This is a genomic window from Pedobacter riviphilus, from assembly GCF_014692875.1.
Lineage (GTDB): Bacteria > Bacteroidota > Bacteroidia > Sphingobacteriales > Sphingobacteriaceae > Pedobacter > Pedobacter riviphilus.
This window is the reverse complement of record NZ_CP061171.1, coordinates 1,331,706-1,355,668: the sequence shown is the minus strand read 5'-3', so window position 1 is coordinate 1,355,668 and position 23,963 is coordinate 1,331,706. Positions and strand designations below refer to the sequence as shown.

General features: G+C 39.1%; 15 protein-coding genes, 1 tRNA gene and 2 pseudogenes. 3 read left to right on the top strand and 15 right to left on the bottom strand.

What is annotated here, in order from left to right; translation table 11 throughout:
• Positions 1–38: 38 nt before the first annotated feature.
• From H9N25_RS05605 to H9N25_RS05580, 7 genes are all read right to left on the bottom strand, one after another.
• The gene (locus H9N25_RS05605) at positions 39–827 is read right to left on the bottom strand and encodes an SDR family NAD(P)-dependent oxidoreductase (RefSeq protein WP_190328225.1); all 789 of its coding nucleotides are present in this window, start codon (positions 825–827) and stop codon (positions 39–41) included.
• 52 nt (positions 828–879) lie between these two features.
• On the bottom strand, positions 880–2,046 hold the full coding sequence (locus H9N25_RS05600; protein WP_190328224.1) for a mandelate racemase/muconate lactonizing enzyme family protein: 1,167 nt from the start codon (positions 2,044–2,046) through the stop codon (positions 880–882).
• Positions 2,047–2,243: 197 nt separating this feature from the next.
• Complete coding sequence (locus H9N25_RS05595) at positions 2,244–4,388, bottom strand: glycoside hydrolase family 2 TIM barrel-domain containing protein (RefSeq protein ID WP_223833600.1); 2,145 nt, start codon at positions 4,386–4,388, stop codon at positions 2,244–2,246.
• Positions 4,385–5,131 (bottom strand): sugar-binding domain-containing protein, encoded by a 747-nt coding sequence (locus tag H9N25_RS24370; RefSeq protein WP_223833599.1) that lies wholly within the window; start codon positions 5,129–5,131, stop codon positions 4,385–4,387. The genes H9N25_RS05595 and H9N25_RS24370 overlap by 4 nt, the downstream gene beginning before the upstream one ends.
• 138 nt (positions 5,132–5,269) lie before the next feature.
• The gene (locus H9N25_RS05590) at positions 5,270–5,974 is read right to left on the bottom strand and encodes an RraA family protein (RefSeq protein ID WP_190328223.1); all 705 of its coding nucleotides are present in this window, start codon (positions 5,972–5,974) and stop codon (positions 5,270–5,272) included.
• Positions 5,975–6,234: 260 nt separating this feature from the next.
• Positions 6,235–7,917: a RagB/SusD family nutrient uptake outer membrane protein gene (locus H9N25_RS05585; RefSeq protein ID WP_190328222.1), complete on the bottom strand. Its 1,683-nt coding sequence runs from the start codon at positions 7,915–7,917 to the stop codon at positions 6,235–6,237.
• 5 nt (positions 7,918–7,922) lie between these two features.
• Entirely contained in the window at positions 7,923–10,991 is a 3,069-nt protein-coding gene (locus H9N25_RS05580) for a SusC/RagA family TonB-linked outer membrane protein (protein WP_190328221.1), read from the bottom strand.
• 175 nt (positions 10,992–11,166) lie between these two features.
• Between H9N25_RS05580 and H9N25_RS05575 the strand changes: the two genes are divergently transcribed.
• Positions 11,167–12,033 (top strand): AraC family transcriptional regulator, encoded by an 867-nt coding sequence (locus H9N25_RS05575; protein ID WP_190328220.1) that lies wholly within the window; start codon positions 11,167–11,169, stop codon positions 12,031–12,033.
• 556 nt (positions 12,034–12,589) lie between these two features.
• On the opposite strand, the gene H9N25_RS05570 is transcribed toward H9N25_RS05575, so the two are convergent.
• Positions 12,590–12,666, bottom strand: a tRNA-His gene (locus H9N25_RS05570).
• A 175-nt stretch (positions 12,667–12,841) separates the two neighbouring features.
• Between H9N25_RS05570 and rnhA the strand changes: the two genes are divergently transcribed.
• Positions 12,842–13,309: a ribonuclease HI gene (rnhA, locus tag H9N25_RS05565; protein WP_167293783.1), complete on the top strand. Its 468-nt coding sequence runs from the start codon at positions 12,842–12,844 to the stop codon at positions 13,307–13,309.
• Here rnhA and fbp read toward each other — a convergent pair.
• The 5 genes and pseudogenes from fbp to gloA2 form a co-directional block, all read right to left on the bottom strand.
• Complete coding sequence (gene fbp, locus H9N25_RS05560) at positions 13,306–14,385, bottom strand: class 1 fructose-bisphosphatase (RefSeq protein WP_190328219.1); 1,080 nt, start codon at positions 14,383–14,385, stop codon at positions 13,306–13,308. The two genes, rnhA and fbp, sit on opposite strands and share 4 nt — an antisense overlap.
• A gap of 19 nt (positions 14,386–14,404) precedes the next feature.
• Positions 14,405–14,895: pseudogene (locus H9N25_RS05555) on the bottom strand (metallophosphoesterase family protein).
• A 240-nt stretch (positions 14,896–15,135) separates the two neighbouring features.
• Complete coding sequence (locus tag H9N25_RS05550; RefSeq protein WP_190328218.1) at positions 15,136–16,947, bottom strand: serine hydrolase; 1,812 nt, start codon at positions 16,945–16,947, stop codon at positions 15,136–15,138.
• An 86-nt stretch (positions 16,948–17,033) separates the two neighbouring features.
• The gene (locus H9N25_RS05545) at positions 17,034–17,735 is read right to left on the bottom strand and encodes a tRNA1(Val) (adenine(37)-N6)-methyltransferase (protein ID WP_190328217.1); all 702 of its coding nucleotides are present in this window, start codon (positions 17,733–17,735) and stop codon (positions 17,034–17,036) included.
• 1 nt (position 17,736) lies between these two features.
• Entirely contained in the window at positions 17,737–18,117 is a 381-nt protein-coding gene (gene gloA2 / locus H9N25_RS05540) for an SMU1112c/YaeR family gloxylase I-like metalloprotein (protein ID WP_190328216.1), read from the bottom strand.
• Positions 18,118–18,346: 229 nt separating this feature from the next.
• Here gloA2 and purL point away from each other — a divergent pair.
• Positions 18,347–22,008 (top strand): annotated as a pseudogene (purL, locus tag H9N25_RS05535) (phosphoribosylformylglycinamidine synthase).
• A gap of 612 nt (positions 22,009–22,620) precedes the next feature.
• Here purL and H9N25_RS05530 read toward each other — a convergent pair.
• The gene (locus H9N25_RS05530; protein WP_190328215.1) at positions 22,621–22,971 is read right to left on the bottom strand and encodes an FEKKY domain-containing protein; all 351 of its coding nucleotides are present in this window, start codon (positions 22,969–22,971) and stop codon (positions 22,621–22,623) included.
• Between the two features lie 10 nt (positions 22,972–22,981).
• Complete coding sequence (locus H9N25_RS05525) at positions 22,982–23,830, bottom strand: energy transducer TonB (protein WP_190328214.1); 849 nt, start codon at positions 23,828–23,830, stop codon at positions 22,982–22,984.
• Positions 23,831–23,963 lie beyond the last annotated feature (133 nt).

Genomic DNA, 23,963 nt, shown 5'->3' with positions numbered 1-23,963 from the left:
TTTAAGTATCCCTTTTTTCTCAAATTGCAAATCTCAAATCAATTGTCCTGCATCATTGCACTTCGGCCTCCGTCAATTAAATAGGTAGTCCCAGATGCAAAAGCAGCGTATTCGCTTGATAAAAACACGCACCATCCTCCAATCTCTTCTACTGTACCTAATTTTTTTACGGGATGCAGGTTTATGGTACGCTGTCTTTCTTCATCAGGCTGTTCAAAGGAGTTAAACCATTGCTGATTGCCTGGCGTATCGATAAAACCTGGCGCAATACCGACCGTTCTGATATCGGGCCCCCATTCAATAGCCAGGCTTCTGACTAAACCTGTTAAAGCCGTTTTAGCAATATTGTATGGCGCACACCCCGGAATGCTGGCAAAAGCATGGTTAGAAACCATTACAATGATTACTCCATTGTTTGCCGATAATAAAGACCTGCAGTGTTTGGCCAGGCGCCAATGTGCAGACAGGTTTAAATCCAAATTAAACTGCCAGTCATTTTCTGTACAATTTTCTAAACCCTTAAACACATTCTGACCTGCATTTGAAACTAAAATATCCAGGCGTCCGTAATTAATGGTAATGTCTGAAACCAGCGACTCTATATCTTCAATTGATGTTATATCAGATTTAAAATAATCGGTTTCTACATCAAGGGAATTCATTTCAGCCAAAAAATGCTGGGCTACATCACTTATTTCACTTTGTTCCGCACAACCTATAACGGTGCAGCCCGCTTTGGCCATCATTTTGGCAATGCCCAAACCAATACCCGAAGTAACACCCGTTACCAAGACTGTTTTTCCTTTTAAATCTATTGTTAGTGCCATAAAATCCATTTTAAAACCTATCGGGAGTTAAAAACCTGGTAGGTATTTATATTTAAACATAAAAACCAGCCCTTGGCGTTAAGATGCCGGGGTGTTTTTCCATTTCTTCTTCAATTAGATCAACGCCTAAACCCGGCCTGTCGCTCAGTTTCAAATGTCCTTGTTGTACCATATCAGCAATTGGATGCGAAATCACTTCATCACGCCAAGGCACATCGTTAAACATAAATTCTTGTCTGAAAAAGTTTGGTACCGAAGCACAAACCTGTGCCGAGGCCAAGGTAGATAGCGGTCCGTTTGGGTTATGCGGTGCCAGGAGCACATTATACGCTTCCATCATAGTTGCCATACGTTTCATTTCCGAAGGGCCTCCGCAACGGGTAATATCAGGCATCATAATATCGCAGATATGTTTTTCCAATACATCGCGGATACCATGGCGGGTATAGTGGCGTTCGCCTACGCAAATGGAAACATTGGAAGGGATCCGATCTCTCATGGCCTTTAAGGTATTGGCATTTTCTGGTCCAGCAGGCTCTTCGTACCAGGTAATATTTAATTCCGAAAGCCTTTGGGCCATAGTTACAGCCACACGGTAATTCAACATGGCGTGGGTTTCGATCATGATGTCAAATTCAGGCCCAACAGCATCGCGTACCGCTTTGCTTACGTTGAATGCCAAATCCTGTTGAGGAGCCGTAAGCTGAAGATTTGAGGATAGATCTTCGCCATACAAATAATTGGTATGTGCAAATGGATCGAATTTTAAGCCTGTAAAACCTGCTTCTTTAACCTTTTTGGCCTGAGCAGCGTAATCTTCTGTATTGTGGCCGCCACCTGTAAACCAATAGTTGGCATAAAGCAAAATGTCTTTTCTGAAAGCGCCACCTAAAAGCTCATAGCAAGGTACCCCCAACACTTTTGCCTTTAAATCGAGCAAAGCCATATCTATCCCGCTAATGGCGCACATGCTGGCACCAAATGGTCCCATCCAGTTTAAATCTCTATAGAGTTTAGTCCATATAAAATCTGTTTTCATCGGATCTAAGCCAATAATACGCTGCCCTACGTGTTTGGTTGCTTCAAAAACAATCGGACTGCCTGGCCAGTTTGTGGCCTCGCCTACGCCTGTGTGCCCGGTATCGGTGTATATTTTTAATAATGTCCAGTTGTATTTTACGCCCTCAACCAGCCATACTTTTACATCTGTTATTTTCATCTTATTGTGGTTTTATTTTTGTTTTGTTAGCGTTACTACCAACTTTTAATTGTTGTTTTTCATCTCCTATGCTTGTCGGCCACTAACATATTATTTTATTAATTATCATTCCAGCCAGGCGAGAATCTTAAAGCGCACACAGCGATAGTTGCAAGATTGCTTCATCGACTGAAAAAGCCTTCTCGCAATGACGATTTTTACTGCAGCCTAAAATTCACACTTCCTTTTAACATTTTCCCCTTGATATTGGTTCGTCCATCAGTAAAAGGTGAACCATAAAAAGGTTCAGAGCCATTGTTCCAATAATCTGCTATCAATAACTGGATTTTTTCGTCCTGCAACCAACTTCTCGATGCCTGTTTACCATTGGATTTAATCACTATCCCCTCGCTTCCATTACTTAACTGGGTTTGAAGTATCTGTTGTTTAGTTGATCTAAAATCGTTCGAACCCATTTCGTTAGCATCATCTTTCCATTGTTTAGCGGCAGGCTTTCCAAACTCTTCTACAGCGGGTAACCATTTCGCATTTAATTTAGCCGTTCCGTTATTGCGGGCAATATCTTCTGCTGCGTAGACGGTAAATTCGCCTTTGCGTTTCCAGCTTAATTCGTCAAAAGTGTTGGGTAGCTGGAAAAGCATACCATATTGATAAGGTTTTTCCAAAGTAGTTTTCACTTCATAACCTACCTGAGTGTTCCCATTGGCAAAAAAGGTATAAGTTATATTACCATCACCATTGGTATATGTTGTTTTTATAGTGAAGATAATTGCATCATTCGTCTGATCTACCTTAATCGCATTTGCAAAAATGGTGTACGATGGATAATTTTTAATCGGATAGATGTTATTCTGATACGTTTCGCCAGCTACATTGGGTTTACCACCATCCTCACTGTTCATGGCCACCACACTAAATACAGGGCCCTGTTCTAAAACTTTTATGCCTTTGTTTGTTGCACCAGATATTACACCAGTAATTTTGTTAATGGTATAATTTACATCTCCCTGTGTTACAAAATAGGCCATTTCATTTTCTGTAAACGACAATGCCAGCTTGCCTTCACTTACCTTTTCTTCGGTCGGTTTTAAAACAATAAGTTCTTCATTCACCACATTACCTGAAGGGTCTTTAAATGAGATATATACTTCTTTTGTTCCATCTTTTACAGGGACATGCAACAGGCCTTCGCCATGCGGTTTGATAGATGATGTTAACCTAACTGGTACACCATCAACCTTAGCATTAATATCTACATCACTCAGTGAAATAAAATCATGACGGTTTTCTATTTCCAGCACCAATTTACCATTTTTAATGGCTGGCCGGAGCACATTTTTCACTACTACCGGGGCATAGGCTTTTTTCATCCCCCAATATTCGGGTTTTGGTCTGCGCCATGCATCAATTGGCCCCCAGGGGCCATAACCTACAATATTGCCATCAGGCAAGTGAAAAGTATCATCAATGCCGCTCCAAATGGCACCACCCAAATTGCCCTTATGCACGTACATGCTATCGTACATTTTAACTAGTGAAGGACCATAACTTGCCCTTACACCTGGATCGGTTATTAATTCGCGGCGGTTATAAGTGCTTAAATGGGCGTATTCGCCAAATAAAGTTGGTCTTTTCATTGTATCCGTTGCTTTAGGTCCATTAATACCCGGATAATGGTAATTGGCTATATCAACTTTATTGCCTCCATTATTGAAACCACCCCAGCATTGATCGTGGAAAGAAATAGGGCGTGTAGGATCTAATTTTTTAGCTTCTCGATAAACTTTATCCCATAGCGGGCTCCAGTAACTCTCATTACCTAAACTCCAGATAATAACCGATGCATGGTTTTTGCCAGCCTGCATTTTTTCGATATTCGCCGCAAGCATATAAGGATAAAATTTTTCGTCCTTATAATTCCATAATTTCCAAATTGGGGATGCATGGTGCTGTATCCAGGTTAAAGAACTTTCATTCTCTACAAACAGACCAAGACTATCTGCTATTGCTAAAAACCTTTCGCTTGGTGGGTAGTGAGAGGTACGGATGTAATTACAGTTGGCCTGTTTAAACAATTCAGCATCTTTCAATTCCAGATCATCGCTTATTGCCCGCCCGGTAAGTGGATGCACCGAATGGCGGTTAACTCCTCTTAATTTAATTGGCATTCCATTTACGAATACCTGATTTCCCTTTACCTCAACCTGCCTAAATCCTATTTTTTGGTGATGGCTCTGGGTCGTTTTTCCGTCAATAATTAATGCTGTGGTTAAAGTATATAGATATGGCTTATCGGTATTCCATTTAATTGGATTTTTTACCGGAATATCGGTATGAATCAAAGTCGATTTATGACCAGATACTGCTGGTACAGGGTTTTAACCGCAGCGACGTTTTTTCCGACAGCATCCGTTAGTGTGTAGATCATCTCTCCTGATGTGGCCTTTTGCCCCTGATTATTGACCAAAGCGTTAAGGTTAAGAATAGCATTATTATGGTTCTTATCAAGTGTAGTTACCACCGTAAAATCGGCTATATTAACGTCTGGCAGGGCAAACAAAGTTACGTTGCGTAATATCCCCCCTACTGTATGTACCGCATATTGAGAGGTACAGGCCAAAATATCGCTGATGGTATTGGCCTGTACATCCACCTGGAGCAGATTTTCGCCACTTTTAAGTGCATCGGTAATATCGATTTCGAAGGGAACAAAGCTCCCTTCGTGTTCTGCTAATTGTTTACCATTTATTTTAACTATTGCGTGAGAACTTACCCCATCAAAACGCAGCTTAATGCGATTCCTTTTCCAGTTGTTAGGTATCGAAAATGTTTTGGTGTAAGTAGCCGTTTCTCCTGTGTTTACCGTATAGCCTTGCATTACCCACTCCCCTGGCACTTTAATACTTCCTTTTTTATTGGTTTGTTCAAACTTCCAATCGCCATTTAAAGAAATAACAGGCTTATTGCTGTTGAGCAGCGACGATGGAATTGGCGAAAGTGCACTAGCTATGCCACTGTTTTGTGCCAATAGCGGTAAAGCGGTACAGCATACCAAAATAAAGGTGACTACTATTTTGTAGTACATTCTACAATCGCAAATTGCATTTAAGTTGCTGTAATTATTCCATAGGACATTTAATTGTCGATCGTTTGGTTTGGACATGGGGGTAAAAATTTTATAAAATAATTTCATGTATGCGTTTGATTTATCTTTGAATTACTTTTACATAATACCGTATTTATCAAAGGCTTCTTTAGCGCTCATGCCTTCTAGAATTTTTTTCTGCACCATTTTTTCTCCCCTAGCCTTCTCAAGTGCTCGGGTTACCACTTCTACTTCGTGTTGTTTTGGCACAATGCAAACACCATCTATATCACCAATTACAATATCGCCAGGATTAACCAAAACACCTTTAATATCTATAGGTACCCTAAAATCGATAACTTTACCCCGCGGTGCTTGGTCTTGTGCATAATTACCATAAGAAAATGATGCAAAATTGAGGTGCAATATTCCTTTGGTATCTCTCGAGTAGCCATCTACAACTGCACCCGCTGCACCTAAAATCTGTGCTCTTGTACTCATCAGTTCGCCCCATAGTGCATAATTGGGAGAAGAGCCTGTACAGATGTACACCTCATGTTTTTTAAGATCATCAAGTGCTTCGAGCATTAAACCAAATGGCTTTTTTAAGATAGGGTTATTACTGTCATACTGCCCACACTCTAATACATCGGCCTCCAATACAGGCATAGCCCTTCCTGCCACAAACATATCAGGGTGTAAAGGTTGTATCTGAGGAGGTAAAAACTGATCTAGCAGGCCCATTTTATCCATGATATCGCCAATAACAGCTGTATAAAGTTCTGTTTTTATGGTCTTAAAAAGTTCGTCGTCATTTTGCCACTCCATAGTATTGATTGTCATTTTGTTTGTAGAAATTGGGATGATTCTATTGTATCATATTAATATTAACTAGCCAAAAATGTATAATGTCTAAAAAAACATTCAGGCATAGTTATTACTTATTATTATTTTTTTTACCATGAAATTGATATTAAAAGTAATTGTAATGACTAATAATTCATCTATTACTAATAAGTGACTGTGCGCAATCAAAATCTGGTAAAAAAGCAGCCAGTAAAGAACTGGCCGCTATTCATCATTGTTTATTTATTGGGCAGTGTTTAATAACCTTTAGCTGTTTGTTGCGCTTTTAAATTTGTATTTCTGTCTAAAGCCGCTTGCGGATAAGGCATTAACATAAATTTAGGATTCCAATTACGCTCCTGAACAATTACATTAGCAATATCTTTAGGGGTTTTCATTACATTCGCCGCAATATTCCAGCGTCTGATATCGAAAAACCTTTGTCCTTCGCCTGCCAATTCTATTCTTCGTTCGTTACGGATAACTTCTCTTAGTTTTTCTTTTGTATTGTTAACAGCTTGATTTATCGGAGGCATGCCTGCACGATCGCGTATATCATCTAAAGCGGCAAAAATAGTTGCATCCGGACCACTTACTTCATTTTTAGCTTCTGCATAGGCCAGCAGTATTTCAGCGTATCTAATAATGCTATAATCCTGCGGTGCATCAAATTCTAAACCACTTACCAGTGAAGGAGGATCTAAGTACTTTTTAAAATTGTAACCGGTCGAGCTTTCACTACCCGCCACGCCAGCCCAGGTAAAGACATACCCATCTTTGTATTCGTTCCAGGTTGCTCCAGGAAATAATATACTGGCATACAAACGGGTATCACGGTTCTTAAATTCATTAATGTAGCTAGCTGTTGGCATTTTTTTAATGTTAAAATCGGCGGCCCTCTGCTCTGGTGTTGGCGGTGTAAAAGCTGTACCGTCACTTTTCCAGTAAGAATCAACCAAACTTTGAATAGGCGTAATAGAACTCCAACCACCCATATTTGCGGTAGCTAATAAAGTTCTTAAGCCGTTACCATAAGGTGCATAACTTTGGTTTTCCTGAATATTCTGTGATACGAGGATTGCTTCCTTGTTACCTTCATTGGCTGCCCAAAATTGTTGTTGATAACTGGCCAGCCCCTTATAAAATTTCTGCTTAGCGGCATCATCGGCAAAAGTTATTAATGTGCTATAATCATCCTTTGTATCGTTAGCACTTAAAACGGTTTTTCTAAAAAGCTGGTAACCTGCTGCCATTACCTTTTGGGCACTTGCTACAGCATCATCATATTTGCCATATTCTAATTGAATACGTGTTAATATAGCCCAAGCAGCGCCGCTGGTAATACGGCCGGTTTGATTTGGTGCACCACCGGCATAACTCGCTGGTAAATCGGCTGCAACGGCTTTAATCTCATCAATTGCAAATTGGATTACAGTAGCAGCGGGGCTTGGTACTACAGCCGTTTCTTCAGGATCTGTGTATGCTGTTTTTAATAAAGGTATTGGCCCAAAATAATGTGCCAGTTCGTAGTAAGTAAAGGCCCTTAAAACCCTAGCTTCGGCAATAAAACGTTTTCTTACTGTTTCATCCATGGTCGCTTTACCGATGTTATCTAAAAAATAGTTATAGCGACGTATAAAAACGTAACGGCTATTATACCCGGCATCTAATGTCGCATCAATGTTGCCCGCAGATATCCGGGTGGCGTTGCTTTCCCATGGATATTGACAATATGCATTATCAGCGGCACCATCGTCATATGCATAGTTATAAGCATTGGCTAGATATCCGTAACAGCCCGTTAAAGCAAGCTGCACATCATTTTGCGATTTCCAAAAAGTACCGGCGGAAAGTTTATCCTGCGGAACAAAGTCTATCGACTTTTTACAGCCTCCTAAAATTGTAAGAGCGAAAAGCGATTTATATATAAATTTTTTCATGATGATTATAGAGTTAAATTTAAGCCGACAGAAAATGTTTTTAAAGACGGGTATGCAGATCTAGCTGAAGGAGCTTCAGGATCAAAATCTTTTAACCTTTTATCACCACGAATGGTAAAAGGATTATTACTAGATGCATAAATTCTTAATCCTTTGATTTTCGCTTTATCCAATATATTCTGAGGAATGGTATAGCCTAAAGTAATTGCTTTTACCCTAAAGTATGAAGCATCGAACAGCCAAAAACTAGACATGCCAAAGTTCTGGGTATCGTTGGTTACCCTTGGGTATGCCGCATTAGGATCAGGGTTACTCACTGTCCACCTGTCTAAAACATAATTTTTAACACCTGCGCCATTAAAAAAGGCTTGTGAAGCCTCAGCTTCCAAGTAAACTTTTACATTGCTCACCCCTTGCGTTAATACACTGAAATCAAAACCTTTGTAATTGGCCGACAGATTTAAACCATAGGTAAAGTATGGTACATCATTACCGTTAATTACTCTATCGTTACCATCTATTACGCCATTACCGTCCTGATCTTTGTATCGGATATCTCCCGGTTTTGGGTTATTGGCTTGTTTTGCATGGCTATTTATATCGGCCTGGTTAACAAATAAGCCCTCAGCCTGCCACATGTAGAATGAACCTACCGGTTGGCCGATCCTGTTAATGTAATAACCGCTTGGAGCGGTTTCATTTGCACCACCCAAATCGGTTACTTTATTCCATATTTTACTTACGTTACCGCCTATAGAATAGCCAAAATCGTTTATTTTTCCGTTGTAGTTCAACGAAAGTTCAAATCCGTTGTTTTTAACTTGGCCTAAATTTACAGATGGCGATTCTCCATCCCCTAAACCTGCTTCAGCCGGAATATTTGGATCTGGCAATAAAATATCTTTGGTAATGCGGCTAAATACGTCTAACTGCAAGGTAAGCGATTTAAATAAAGTTGCATCTAGACCGGCATTATAGGTGGTTAGTTTTTCCCAGCTTAATAATGGGTTTGCCAATTTACCAGGTGTTACCCCATCTTGTTTCGATTGATCCAAAATTACTGTACTACCGACATTTAACCCATCATAAAAATCATAATTGCCTACGTTGTTAATATTACCCAGCTTACCTGCTGATAAACGTAATTTTAATTCATTAACAGCAGTAAGATTTTTCATAAAATCTTCTTGCGATATCCGCCAGGCTACCGACGCTGATGGATACCACGCAGCACGATGACCAGGAGCAAATCTTGATGAAGCATCGTTTCTCGCACTCGCTTCAAACAAATATTTATCAGCATAAGCATAATTTACACGCGCGAATACAGATGCCAATGCACTTTCTCCCACTCCAGCTACATTATCACCTAAATCATTAAATGCTGTTGTATTTGCGGGAAGCGTAGAACCGGCATTAATAGCATTCAGGTCGTTATTTGGAAAACCTTTACGAATAATCCTCAAAGTTCTTTTTTGTGCCTTTTCGTAAGATGCTCCAGCCAAAACCTTAAAATAATGTTTGTCTATATTTTTTTCGTAACTGGCTGTAGCCTGAGATAATATATTTGAGGTGCTTTGCCATGCTTCAGTTAACTGGTTGGTTAATACAGCAGTACTCCCTAAAGATTTTTTGGTAATAAATCCTGTAACAGGGTCTATGGTATTGACAAAAGAACTATTGAAGTAGTTATATGCATTGTAAGAAAACAAACCAGAGATATCCAAACCTTTAACTGGTGTGTAGGTTCCATTTAAATTACCGATAAAACGATTGGTGTTGTAGTTTGTTCGACCACCATCTTGCAATAAACGTAATGGATTTTGACCAGCTATGGTCGCATTTTCTTTTCCAGCGGTTACGCTACCCCACTCGCCATTACTTTGTTTAGCTACAGATAGCGGAATAGATCTACCAATACCGGTAAAACCTATTTCTAAATTATCATTACTATATCCATCCCTGATAAATGATAAATTACTGCCGACTTTAAATTTATCGCTAATTTGGGTTTCCGTATTAGCCCTTAACGAGTAGCGTTTTAAATCTTTGCCCGGAATTAAGGAGTTTTGGTCAAAATAGGTTCCACTTAAATAATACTTTGTTTTTTCACCTCCAGATACACTTAACTGGTGTTCCATCATTGGCGCACTTTTACGTAAGATTAACGCATACCAATCGGTATTAGGATAAAGATCCGGATTGGATTGGCTTTGTATTGCTTGTAAAGCTGTTGCATCATAAAGTGGTGTTCTGCCCAAATTGGTTTCTGCTTCATTGCGTAAAATGGCATAATTATAAGCATTGGTATAATCAGGCAGATAAGTGGCCGATTGTCTACCGTAGTACGCGTTATAACTAATTGCTGGCGCACCATTTCCTTTTTTGGTTGTTACAAGAATTACACCGTTAGCTGCCCTGGCACCATATATTGAAGATGCAGAAGCATCTTTTAATACCGAAATTGCGGCCACATCATTAGGGTTGATACGGGCAAAATCTCCTTGTGTAACTACCACACCATCAACTACAAATAATGGAGAAGATGACCCTAAATTTGCACGTCCCCGTACATTAATGCTACCTAAGTCGCTTCCTAAATCGCCTGGAGAAGATTTAATGGCTACGCCTGGTACAACACCCTGTAAAGCATTTGTTAAAGAGGTTACCGGCCTGTTAACAAGCGTTTTTGTATTTACTGTGTTTACCGCTCCCGAAAGATTAACCTTTTTCTGGGTGCCGTAACCTACTACAACTACCTCATTCAGGCCTTTGTTTGCTTCTGTTAGATAAACATCCACTTCTGCCCTATTCCCTATCTCAACTTCCTGATTATCATAGCCTACATAGCTAAATACTAATACGGGTGACTGAATTGATCCGGGAGCAATGGTGAAATTCCCCTTGGCATCAGATTGGGTTATTGTTTTCGTCCCCTTAACAACAATGGAGACACCTGGTATTGGTGTATTGCTAGTTTTATCCAACACCCTCCCCGTGATGATCTTTACCTGAGCCTGAACAATGCTGCAGGTAAGAAAAACGGAAAATAATAGTAAACGTAAATGAATCATAATGTTTGGTTTTTAGTTATAGTTGATTGTCCGGCCTATATCTCTATATAACCTAATGAACAGATGTTTAAAGTTATCATCTCTAAGAACCACTAACTCTACCTACATTGTCAGAAACTGACACCATATTATCCATTATTTTGGTATATCAAAATAAAATTGCCAAATTTAGGTTATGCAGCCACTCCTGATCGAAACGAAAACAGTCCTACAGCATACCATCTTTGTGAAAGAGGTGAATGTCAAAAATCTCAGTAACCCATTGCATTTTCACAACGAATACGAAATGGTACTGATTAACAAAGGCAATGGCAGAAGAATCGTTGGGGACAGCATTGAAAACTTTGTTAAAGGTGACTTGGTAATCATGGGACCCAATCTGCCTCATGTAATGTATAATGATAAAGAGTATTACCTTCCTGAATCGACAAAAGAGGTAAGAGCGATCGTCACCTATTTCAGGCTGGACTGGTTAAATGATAATTTTTTAAATTCCAATGAGGCCACTAAATTCAACGAACTGATTAAAGACATTAACAGAGGTATACATATATCAGGAACCTCACATAAGCAGGTGGTAAAAATATTGAACGAATTACTCCTTAGCAGCGGACTAAAAAAAATCATACACTTACTTACAATACTAGAACTGCTATCGGAAACCAAGGAATATAAATGTCTTTCAAGTATAGGATATAGCAACCCTTATAATCAAAAGGATGTACAACGCATAGACAAGATCTACAATTATATAATGAATAATTTTACGGAGGACCTTACGCTTGAAAAAGCTGCAGCATTATCAAACATGACCGTTACGGCATTTTGCAAATACTTTAAAGGTAGAACCCAAAAAACCTTTACGCATTTTGTAAACGAAATAAGGATCGGTCATGCCTGTAAACTGCTATATAACGATCACTTGTCCATTTCACAGATCTGCTTTCAAAGCGGCTTCAATAACCTCACCAACTTTAACCGAAACTTTAAACGTTTTATTAAAATCAGCCCATCAGATTTTAAAAAGAACCTCAGTATTTAATTTAACCAAGGGTAAAGCATATTAAAAAACAGAAACTCTTTTTCACATAGCTTTATTGAATAATTTCAATCAAAAAGTCTCAACCACAGCCACGTCGTCAATAGCTATAGAATCAAAAAGCAGCATCCGTTGGCTATCTTTATTTGTATGTAAAATGCAGATATATTTTCCAACGATGTTTATACTTACTACGTCATCGGTATATATAGATTTTTTATTTCAATATCCTGAGCATACTCTTCTCCAAAATGACTGATGTTTTAGCAATCTTTCTGGGGTCTTAATAAACACGAAGAATAAAGAAATTTTAAACATTAAACCTGTAGCAGAGTGCGCTATTAACAATTTAAAGCAATTAGATCTTTTTTATGAAAATTCTAGTGTAGAAGAGAAGAGATACTTGATAGGTACGCTTTTTCCTGAAAAAATGGAATACGATGGAGACTGATATCGAACACTTTTAGCCAATGAAGTTGCCGAGCATATCTATCTGAAAAACAAAGAATTAGGAGCAAAAAAAATGGGGCAAAAATCTTCGAAAAAATCTTTGCCCCACTGGGGTGGCTGATGGGGCTCGAACCCACGACCCTCGGCACCACAAACCAATACTCTAACCAACTGAGCTACAGCCACCGTTTTTTTGATGTCACAAAAGTACGACTTTTAATATTTCCTGCAAATATTTTTTTCAAAGTTTTTACAACAAATTTTTAATTCCTTAACATTCAATTATTTGAAATTGAAACAAAATTCGAGATGTAGATAAAACAAGCAATTTTAAACCTAAAAACATAACTTTACAGCGTTTATGATCGAAATTTATACAGACGGAGCAGCTAGCGGAAACCCCGGACCAGGCGGTTGGGGTACAATTTTAAGGGCAGGACAACATTACAAGGAATTAAGCGGTGGCTTTAGAATGACCACTAATAACCGTATGGAACTATTGGCTGTAATAAAAGGATTAGAAGCATTAAAAAGCTTAAACCAACAGGTAACCGTTTATTCCGATTCGAAATATGTAGTAGATGCAGTAGAGAAGAAATGGGTTTTCGGCTGGGTAACCAAAAATTTTAAGGATAAAAAAAACAAAGACCTGTGGCTGAGATTCCTTGAACTGTACAAACTTCACAAAGTGAAATTCGTTTGGATTAAAGGCCACAACGACCATCCGGAGAATGAGCGTTGCGACCGTTTAGCGGTTTTTGCCTCGCAAGACAAACAGAATCTTGCTATAGATACCGTATTTGAAGTAGAAAGAGCTAAAGGAGTTTAATCAACTCCACCAACTACACCCAAATCCTGCAGCGTATTTTCTGCTTTAGCTTCGAGCGAAATTGATTTGGCCGTATATAAAAGCATCATTTCTTCAGCTTTTTCTACCATATTTCTCGACCCGATAAATACCGGCACCCTTTGGTGCAATTCGGTTGGCTGAATATCCAATATACGATCGAACCCCGTACTGGCCTTCCCCCCTGCCTGCTCTATAATAAAGGCCATTGGGTTACATTCATATAACAAACGTAATTTTCCATTTGGTGAGCGCGCAGTTGTTGGATAAATATAAATACCACCTTTAATTAAATTGCGGTGAATATCGCCTACCATTGAGCCAATATAACGCGAGGTATATGGGCGTTTGGTAGCCTCATCCTCTACCTGGCAATATTTAATGTATTTTTTTACCCCATCCGGAAAATGTACATAATTCCCTTCGTTTACAGAGTACATATAACCGGTTTCAGGAATTTTCATCTGTGGGTGCGAAAGACAGAACTCACCGATCGATGGATCGAGCGTAAAACCGTTCACTCCCTTGCCTGTAGTGTAAACAAGCATAGTAGACGAACCATAAATGATATAGCCAGCCGCAACCTGTTCTGTGCCTTTTTGCAGCACATCAGCCAAGCTGGCCCGGCCTTCTACTGACTTTCGCCTGTAAATAGAAAAAATAGTTCCTACCGCAACATTCACATCAGTATTAGATGAACCGTCTAAAGGATCGATGCAGACAATGTATTTTGCATTTTGAGATACCGGCGATTCGATATGGATAATTTCGTCTTCTTCTTCAGTTGCCACAATGCAGCATTCGCCACCACTGGTTAAAGCTGCAATAAACTGTTCATCGGCATAAACATCTAACTTCTTTTGTTCTTCGCCCTGAATATTGGTGGTTCCCATATCGCCTAAAATATCAACCAGGCCAGCTTTATTAATTTCCCGGTTTACAATTTTTGCAGCAATACCAATGTCCCTCAATAACCTCGAAAGTTCTCCTTTAGCATAAGGGAAATCTGCTTGTTTTTCTATAATAAATTGCCCTAGTGTTTTTACGCCACAAACCATACTTAGTGTATATTTTACATTATCTACCTGATAATTCTATGACCTCTAAGGTATGAATATTTTCATCAGTAATGCAAAATCTAACCAAGGTTCTCACCTTGTGCCAGCCATGTTTTCCCGCTGCACCAGGGTTTATATGCAAACATTTTATTTTATCGTCATACATCACTTTCAAAATATGCGAGTGCCCGGTAATAAATAATTTCGGAGGGTTAGTGTATATTTCTGGCTTCACATAAGATGAATATCTTCCTGGATATCCACCTATATGCGTCATCCAAACATCAACCCTTTCGCAGCTAAATCGATTTTGTTCGGGAATTCAGATCTGATCGCTGCGTCATCTATATTTCCGAATACCCCGCGCAAAGGTTTAAATGCTGCCAAAGGTTCGGCAACATCGGGTCCAAAATCGCCGGCATGCCAAATCTCATCCACTCCATCGAAGTGTTTAAAAACCGCTTCATCCAAAAAACCATGGGTATCAGAAATTAATCCTATTTTTTTCATTTTGTAAAGTTAATACCCTCCATCTTTACACATTTACTAACCTCAAAAATATTTTTAGCACGCATAAAAAAATCAGAAAAAAGCGTTTTTTCAACATAAGTAATAAACAAAACCAAAGAAATCATCATTTATAAGTTATAGGATATTACCATCCGTAACAATAAAAATTTAGCTAATTACTTTTACGCCAGCTAAAAAAACACATAAACATTCAAGCGGTTACTTGTCAAATCAGGCTATTTAATCTTTTCTTACTTGTTTAAATGTTCCATTAGGTTGGATAAACGAAACAGATATAACCTTTTCTGTTCCTTCTTTCTTTTCAAACTTTAGGCTAAATCCTTTCAGATTTTTAAAGTTAAAAGTATCGTTTCCTACAGAAATGGTTTCATACTCTGGCTGGCCAGGTACCGAAACAAATAAAACTTTACCTTTTAAATAAACTTTACTCATTCCATTCTCCCCATAGTTGCCAATGTAACCAGCTAAACTTGTTGCGCTTAATTCAACTGCCCTTGCCCTGTACGCAAACACAGTAGGTTTCATTCCCCGTTCGAGCGGAATACTAATCCCCTCTATCTTGCCATCCTGCCCGCTAATAAAGTTAAAACGCAGATCACTTTCTGCTGTGTCAATTTTACCGTTTTTATCTATACCACTAATGCTAAACACATCGTAATGATAGTGCCTAAGCAAAAGTTTCTCTTTACCCATCAGGGCAATAAGTGAATCATTTTTGAACGTTACATTAATTACACCATAAGCAGGATTATCAAACAAACCATCATAATCTTTTAAGGGATGTGAAGGTTTGGTGTTTAAAACTTTTGCATTTTCAACCGTTTTTTTCACAGCCTTCTCCCTTTCTTTCGCCGCAGTTTTTTCTTTGTTGGTCCTACCGTTCCAATCGATATTTTTCAGTCCTAACATCCTGTCTGCAATACTACTGTATACGATTTCCGGAACACTTGAGGTATTTTGATTGGTTAACACCACAATACCCAAATTGTCGGTCGGAAAAAAGGATACACTTGCCGAAAAACCATTGATATTACCGCCATGCTCTACCATATAGTGCCCACGGTATGAACTGATCATCCAGCCAAAACCATAGGTAGACAGGTAAATATCCTTATCCTTTTCGGGTAAAGCACTCCCCATTACCATTTGAGAACTTGCAGCCTCTCTTATATAAGAAGTAGGCAGAATCTCTTTCCCCTTATAAGATCCGCCGCTGATCCACACTTTTAACCAGTGCGTCATATCGTTTACACTGCTGTTTATACTTCCGGCAGGCCCCATTCCGTCAATATTGAAATAATCAATCTTTTCGATAGCGCCTTTATTGTTTATCGTGTAGGGCAACGAAGCTTCGCTATCTTTTTCAAACTCAAAAATATTGGTATTGGAATGGTTCATCTCCAAAGGATCAAAAAACTTTTCTTTAATATTCTGCTCCCATGTTTTTCCGGTCAGTTTTTCAACAATCATGCCCTGTGCCAAAAACATAAAATTATTATACTGCCATTTTTCACGCACAGCAGCAGTCGGTTCCATATATCGCACCCTTTGTATAATACTATCGCGGTTGGAAGTATTAAATATAAACCACGACAGATCATAACGCGATAAACCTGTGCGGTGGCACATCATATCGCGCACAGTAATCTGGTTGTTCATATTATCATTATAAAACTTTAACTGAGGCAAATAAGAGGTTGCAATACCATCATAAGAAAGCTTTCCCTCTTTTTGCAACAAACCAACAAGACCTGACGTAAAGGCTTTTGTACTCGAACCAATGGCAAAAAGCGTATTTGGGGTTACCGGTTTTTTATTTTCCACATCACGATAACCGAAACCCTTACTGTAGATTACCTGATCGCCCTTTACCACAGCTACCGCAAAACCAGCCACCTGCTGATCTTTCAATATCCTGTTTAATAATGTATCAATCCCTTTTAAAGGATCTACTGTTTTTTGTTTTTTCGACTGAGCAAGAGCAGATAGTGCCATTAAGCACAATAAGAACAGATTTAGGCTACGTTTCATTTTAATTTAGGTGAGATAATTTATACGCCTAAATTACAAATGATCATGAGGATTACATCAGAAAATGATTAAATTCAACTATTTTCTTAGTAAGCCATAAAAAAATCTCTGAGCAAAAGCTTATATTCCTGCGTATGCTGTTTTAAAGATTCATAAATATAAAAATGATTTTCCTTCAAAACCGCTTCACCTTTTTTCAAACAGATCATCTGTCTAAAGGTTGGTTTGCTTTGATCAGAATGGATATGGATCCGCTCCGCGAGCGATAAATTATAATGTGCAGCAATACCAATAACCTCATCGGCTTGTTTTACTGGAAGGATCAGCCAAATCATACCTTCATCTGCCAATAACCCACTCGATTTTTTAATGAGCATGCCAAAAAAGCCTGCATTTGCATGCCGGGCTATTCCTTTTCTAAGTTCCTCACTTTTTAAATCGTTCACAAAAAAAGGTGGGTTAGAGACAATCAAATCGAATTGCTGAGCATACTCATATTGTTCAATTGATGTGTGCTTAATGGTTAACCGCTCACTGAAAGCTGAAAATTGAAAGTTTTTTTCAGCGGTTTCCGCAGCTTGCTGGTCGATTTCTACAGCATGTATGTTTGCTTCAGGAAAACGCTGTGCCAACATCAGGGCAATCACACCGGTACCTGTTCCAATATCCAATATAGCTGTAGGCGAAGCATGCTTAACTGTTGCACCAAGCAATACGCCATCGGTGTTAATCCTCATGGCGCAGCCTCTTTGGTCAACTTCAAACTGTTTGAACTTGAAAATACTCATCCTAAATTTCGTACAATTCTAAAGGCAAACCATCCGGATCAGCAAAAAAAGTAAAACGCTTACCCGTAAATTCATCAATACGAATTGGTTCGGTAACAATTCCCCGATCATTTAACCGTGAAATTTCCTTTTCAATATCCGCTACCTCAAAGGCGAGGTGGCGTAAACCCTGCGCCTCTGGCCGCGATGGCCTCGCAGGAGGATTTTCAAAAGAAAACAGCTCGATCTGGTATACACCATTTACGGCAAGATCTAACTTATACGATTTCCTTTCAGCCCGATAAACCTCTGCCAAAACAGTAAAACCCAGCTTATTCACATAAAAATCTTTCGATTTCTCGTAATCAGCACAAATAATGGCAATATGATGGATACGTAGCATAAATAACGATTGATTGAATTAATGAGTGTATGATTGAATTACCAGCAAAGTTGCAAAATATACCCATCAGTTAATCAAAATCTTTTCATTAAGGTACCACCCACCCAAAACTCCATCATTCAATAATTCACCTTTAATCATTTTATCTTCAAAATTCTCTCATTCAATCACCATAGTACACCAGTTTTTTGATATAAAAACGCTATTTTTGCAACTTCAAAAAAAAAGCATGATTCATTTCTTCCTTAGTCAATCGCAGGCGATTTTTGTTTTACAAACAGACAAAACGCTTTCTACCACTGATATTACTAAACTCGAATGGTTATTTGGCGGCGCCAAAATCTCGCAAGAAACAGCTTTAGCAGGCTTTTTCGTTGGGCCACGGGCAGCAATGATTACTCCATGGAGTACCAATGCAGTAGAGATTACCCAAAACATGGACATGCAGGGAATCATCAGAATTGAAGAATTTAAGCAGGTTGACGAAAGTTTTGCTGATTACGATCCGATGCTTTCTCAAAAATACAACAAGCTCGATCAAGAGGTTTATACCATCAACATCAAACCTGAGCCGATTTTAGAAATCACCGATATTGCAGCCTATAATAAACAGGAAGGACTTTCTTTAAGTGATGAGGAAGTTGAATATTTAAATACGTTAGCACAAAAACTAGAAAGACCATTAACCGATTCTGAAGTTTTTGGTTTCTCTCAGGTAAATTCGGAACACTGCCGCCATAAAATTTTTAATGGCAAATTTGTAATCGATGGCGTAGAGCAGTCTACTTCTTTATTTAAGTTGATTCGCAAAACATCAGAAGAAAACCCAAATGATATTGTTTCTGCTTATAAAGATAACGTAGCTTTTATTAAAGGCCCTAAAGTACAGCAATTTGCACCTAAACGTGCCGATGAGCCTGACTATTATACCACAAGCGATTTCGAATCTGTCATCTCCCTAAAAGCAGAAACACACAATTTCCCTACTACTGTAGAGCCTTTTAACGGTGCTGCAACAGGTTCTGGAGGCGAAATCAGAGACCGTTTGGCAGGCGGACAAGGCTCTTTGCCTTTGGCAGGAACTGCAGTTTATATGACTGCACTTTCTCGTTTGGAAGATAACCGCCCATGGGAAAAAGGTGTTGAAGAAAGACAATGGTTGTACCAAACACCAATGGATATCCTGATCAAAGCATCAAATGGTGCTACCGATTTTGGAAATAAATTCGGTCAGCCGCTAATTACAGGTTCGGTTTTAACTTTCGAACACGAAGAAGATAACCGTACACTGGGTTTTGATAAGGTAATTATGCTTGCCGGCGGTATTGGTTACGGCAAAGCCAGCCAGGCACAAAAACTTAAACCCAAAGAAGGCGATAATATCGTGATCTTAGGTGGAGAAAATTATAGAATCGGGATGGGTGGTGCAGCAGTTTCATCTGCAGATACTGGCGAGCACGGAAGCGGTATTGAATTAAATGCCATCCAGCGGTCGAACCCTGAGATGCAAAAACGTGCCGCAAACGCAGTACGTGGTTTGGTAGAAAGCGATCATAATCCAATTATTTCGATCCACGATCATGGTGCGGGCGGCCACTTAAACTGTTTATCAGAACTGGTTGAAGAAACCGGTGGATTAATAGACCTTGATAAATTGCCAGTTGGCGACCCTACCCTTTCGGCTAAGGAAATTATCGGTAACGAATCGCAGGAAAGAATGGGATTGGTAATCGGTAACGACCATATCGAAACCCTACAAAAAATAGCCGACCGCGAACGTTCACCAATGTATACCGTAGGTAAAGTAACCGGCGATCACCGTTTTACCTTTAAATCGGCAACAACAGGCTTAAAACCAATGGATTTAGAGTTGGCTGCCATGTTCGGAAGTTCTCCAAAAATTGTAATGGACGATCAAACCATTGATCGTAAATACAAAGCTGTTGAATATAATAAAACTGAATTAAACACCTATTTAGAACAGGTGCTTCAATTAGAAGCGGTTGCAGCTAAAGATTGGTTAACCAATAAAGTAGATCGTTGTGTGGGTGGCCGTGTAGCCAAACAGCAATGTGCAGGACCATTACAATTGCCGCTAAACAACTGTGGTGTAATGGCTTTAGACTTTCAGGGTAAAGAAGGTATTGCCACTTCGGTTGGTCATGCGCCACTTTCGGCTTTGATCGATCCGGCAGCTGGTAGCCGCAATGCCATTGCCGAATCATTATCGAACATTGTTTGGGCCCCTTTAAAAGATGGTTTAAAAAGTGTTTCACTTTCTGCCAACTGGATGTGGGCCTGTAAAAACGAAGGTGAAGATGCCCGTTTATATGCCGCAGTAAAGGCCTGTTCTGATTTTGCCATCGATTTAGGAATCAATATTCCAACCGGAAAAGATTCCTTATCAATGAAACAGAAATACAAAAACGGTGATGTAATTGCACCTGGTACTGTAATTATTTCTGCCGGAGCAAATTGTAGCGACATTACCAAAGTGGTTGAACCGGTGCTACAAAAAAATGGTGGATCGGTTTATTACATCAATCTTTCAAATGATACTTATAAATTAGGTGGTTCATCTTTTGCCCAGATTTTAAACAAAATCGGCACTGAAACCCCGATGTAAAACAAGCTGATCAATTTAAAACAGCTTTCAATACACTACAGCAATTAATTAAGGCTGATAAAATACAGGCCGGTCACGATATTGGTAGCGGAGGTTTAATTACTACCCTATTGGAAATGTGTTTTGCCGATCGCAATTTAGGTGCATCGATCGATTTATCTTCACTGGCAGAAACCGATAGCATTAAAGTATTATTTGCAGAGAACATTGGTATCGTTTTCCAGGCTGATGCTTCGGTTGAAGAAACTTTCGCACAGGCAGGTGTTGCTTTCCACAAAATTGGCGAAGTAAATACATCAGCTAAATTGGAAGTTAAAAATGGTGCAGACAGCTTCAGTTTTGATATTGATCATTTACGCGATGTTTGGTTCAAAACTTCATATTTATTAGATAGCAAACAAACTGGTAATGGCTTAGCTAAAGAGCGTTACGACAATTATAAAAACCAGGTTTTAAATTATACTTTCCCAACGCAATTTGATGGTAAGAAACCGATAATCGATGCCAGCAAACCACGTCCAAAAGCAGCTATTATCCGCGAAAAAGGAAGTAACTCAGAGCGCGAATTGGCCAATGCCATGTATTTAGCAGGTTTTGACGTGAAAGATGTACACATGACCGATTTAATCACCGGAAGAGAAACTTTAGAAGATATTCAGTTTATTGGTGCAGTAGGTGGCTTCTCTAACTCTGATGTTCTTGGATCGGCTAAAGGCTGGGCAGGTGCATTTTTATACAACGAAAAAGCGAGAATTGCTTTAGAAAAATTCTTTGCCCGTCCCGATACTTTATCTGTAGGTATCTGTAATGGCTGTCAGTTATTTGTTGAGCTGGGCTTAATTAATAAAGACCACGCCGATAAACCTAAAATGTTGCATAACAAAAGTGGCAAACACGAAAGTATTTTCACTTCTTTAACCTTACAGGAAAATAATTCGGTTATGTTATCTACATTGGCAGGAAGCACTTTAGGCGTTTGGGTATCACATGGCGAAGGCAGATTCTCACTACCATATGCAGAAGATCAATATAAAATCGTAGCCAAATATGCTTACGAAACTTATCCCGCTAGTCCGAATGGTTCAGATTACAACACCGCAATGTTATGCGATGAAAGTGGTCGCCACCTGGTCATGATGCCGCACATTGAGCGTTCATTGTTCCAATGGCACTGGGCAAATTACCCGCAAGGCCGCAAAGATGAAGTTTCGCCATGGATGGAAGCTTTTGTAAATGCCAGAAAATGGATTGAACAACAAGGATAATCAATTGATAGAAGATGTAAAATGGATGATGGAATAAAAAACCATCATCCATTTTTTGTTTACAAAAACCGATAAGCTTCAGTCGAAATAACGGTTTTCTTGTATTATTCTAAATGATTTCTTCATGATGAAATGAGCGTCCTGCTTTTCATCGCTGCTGTACTCCCGCCATCGCTTATTTCCTCGTTCCGCTGCGCTTCACTGTGGGCTAACCGCTCTGTCAGGTTTATTGAACAAAGGTTTGTTCTTCTATATAAGGTCTGTTTTCTACACCCGGATTAAATCTTTAATAGCTGCTACCGGCCTTGCCACCTAAACCCGACCGAAGTGAAAAACCCGCAGCCCGAGGCACGAGGGCGAGGATTTGAAATAAAGGGCGGGACTACAATTACAAAAAGGTGCTGTCCTTGCTTTCCAAAAAAAAGCAATAATAAAATCGCGGAAACAAAAAAAACGGTCTAAGCTTTCGCCTAAACCGTTTCAATTTACCCAACCTCACATTTTTCTGAGAGCGCATTAATAGAAAATTTATTTAGTCGTCGTGCTAAACTTGATTCAGCATCTTTCCTTGATAGACCCTGAAACGGGTTCAGGGTGACGAATTTATCTCCGCTAAATCCCCCGAATATCCTTCCTTACTTCTTTGCGCCAAACCTTTCCATATTTCCTGTCCATAAAAGAAGCCACAACTTTATTATAATCCTCAATAGAAAAGCCTGAAGGCATTACACATCCAAAATCATAATAATCTACACCATATTTCTTTTCAAATAGTTCCTGTCCTTTAATATATGTAGCTACTATACCACCACGGATTAGAAATTTAATCTTTCCATTTTTCAAATCGGTATTCGCCAGTTTAACGCTATATATTTTTGCAGTATCTACATGCCTTACAACTTTAGCACTTAAATGAAGTGTTGCGAAGCAAATAAATATCAATATTAAAACGGGCTTTTTCATACGGAGCGGCTTAATTAGAAATCTGAAAGTTAATTGCCATATTATACCTTACACGCACCGGAACCCCTTTATTTTTCCCTGGTTTCCACAGTGGTGATTTTTTAATCACTTTAATCGCTTCTTCATCACAACCAAACCCAATCCCTTTAACTACAGTTACATCGGTAATCGAGCCATCTTTCTCTACCACAAAACTTACATATACCTTACCTCCGGCACCTTCTTCCTGTGCTCTTGATGGATACCTTAAATTACGTTCCATATATTTAGACCAGGCTTTGGCACCACCGTTAAATTCAGGGTATTCATCAGCACCTAAATAAATCTCTTTATCTTCGGGTGTTCCTGTACCTTCTTTAGCTGTTCCTGAGCCATCACCACTACCTTTACCTTTATTGTCGGTTACTACTGCGGCGGGAGCCACTACCCCATCCTGTGTCTTGGTACTGATCACTGCCAATTTTATATCATCAACTGTTGGAGGAGGAGGAAGCTCTATTTTATTAACCACCACCACTTGTGATGGAATTGCTACTGTTTTAACCTTTACCGGATCAGCTTTTGCAGGCTCCACTTTTTTCTCTGGTTCGGGAGTTTTTGGTTTCATCTGATGGATCACATCAGTTAAATTGACAACCTTTGGCGGAGTCTCTACGATAATTTCCTTAGGAAAGAGCTTTGCATAGATTAAGGGAGAGAAACACAAGAGTACAAAAAGGCTTCCAGATACGAAAAGCGCTCTCGTCATAATCGATGAAGATTTCGATCTTAAATCATAAGCGCCATAGTTTTTGTTGCGGTTTGCAAATACAAGATCGAGCCACTCGGTTTTGTATACGTTAATTGAGGAGTTGAACATAGCTTTTATTTTTATAGCATGATGCAGCTAAATCCTCAATTCCATAAAACATTCGAAAAATCTATTTTCTTTACAAAAAATGAAATTTTTCATCCGAAAAACATTTTTTTATTTCATTTTCAATAAAATTGAT

What these genes read in the sequence shown, in the direction of transcription:
- H9N25_RS05605 (WP_190328225.1), bottom strand. Translation starts at nt 827, where the DNA reads ATGGCACTAACAATAGATTTAAAAGGAAAAACAGTCTTGGTAACGGGT.
- H9N25_RS05600 (WP_190328224.1), bottom strand. Translation starts at nt 2,046, where the DNA reads ATGAAAATAACAGATGTAAAAGTATGGCTGGTTGAGGGCGTAAAATAC.
- H9N25_RS24370 (WP_223833599.1), bottom strand. Translation starts at nt 5,131, where the DNA reads ATGTACTACAAAATAGTAGTCACCTTTATTTTGGTATGCTGTACCGCT.
- H9N25_RS05590 (WP_190328223.1), bottom strand. Translation starts at nt 5,974, where the DNA reads ATGACAATCAATACTATGGAGTGGCAAAATGACGACGAACTTTTTAAG.
- H9N25_RS05585 (WP_190328222.1), bottom strand. Translation starts at nt 7,917, where the DNA reads ATGAAAAAATTTATATATAAATCGCTTTTCGCTCTTACAATTTTAGGA.
- H9N25_RS05580 (WP_190328221.1), bottom strand. Translation starts at nt 10,991, where the DNA reads ATGATTCATTTACGTTTACTATTATTTTCCGTTTTTCTTACCTGCAGC.
- H9N25_RS05575 (WP_190328220.1), top strand. Translation starts at nt 11,167, where the DNA reads ATGCAGCCACTCCTGATCGAAACGAAAACAGTCCTACAGCATACCATC.
- rnhA (WP_167293783.1), top strand. Translation starts at nt 12,842, where the DNA reads ATGATCGAAATTTATACAGACGGAGCAGCTAGCGGAAACCCCGGACCA.
- fbp (WP_190328219.1), bottom strand. Translation starts at nt 14,385, where the DNA reads ATGGTTTGTGGCGTAAAAACACTAGGGCAATTTATTATAGAAAAACAA.
- H9N25_RS05550 (WP_190328218.1), bottom strand. Translation starts at nt 16,947, where the DNA reads ATGAAACGTAGCCTAAATCTGTTCTTATTGTGCTTAATGGCACTATCT.
- H9N25_RS05545 (WP_190328217.1), bottom strand. Translation starts at nt 17,735, where the DNA reads ATGAGTATTTTCAAGTTCAAACAGTTTGAAGTTGACCAAAGAGGCTGC.
- gloA2 (WP_190328216.1), bottom strand. Translation starts at nt 18,117, where the DNA reads ATGCTACGTATCCATCATATTGCCATTATTTGTGCTGATTACGAGAAA.
- H9N25_RS05530 (WP_190328215.1), bottom strand. Translation starts at nt 22,971, where the DNA reads ATGAAAAAGCCCGTTTTAATATTGATATTTATTTGCTTCGCAACACTT.
- H9N25_RS05525 (WP_190328214.1), bottom strand. Translation starts at nt 23,830, where the DNA reads ATGTTCAACTCCTCAATTAACGTATACAAAACCGAGTGGCTCGATCTT.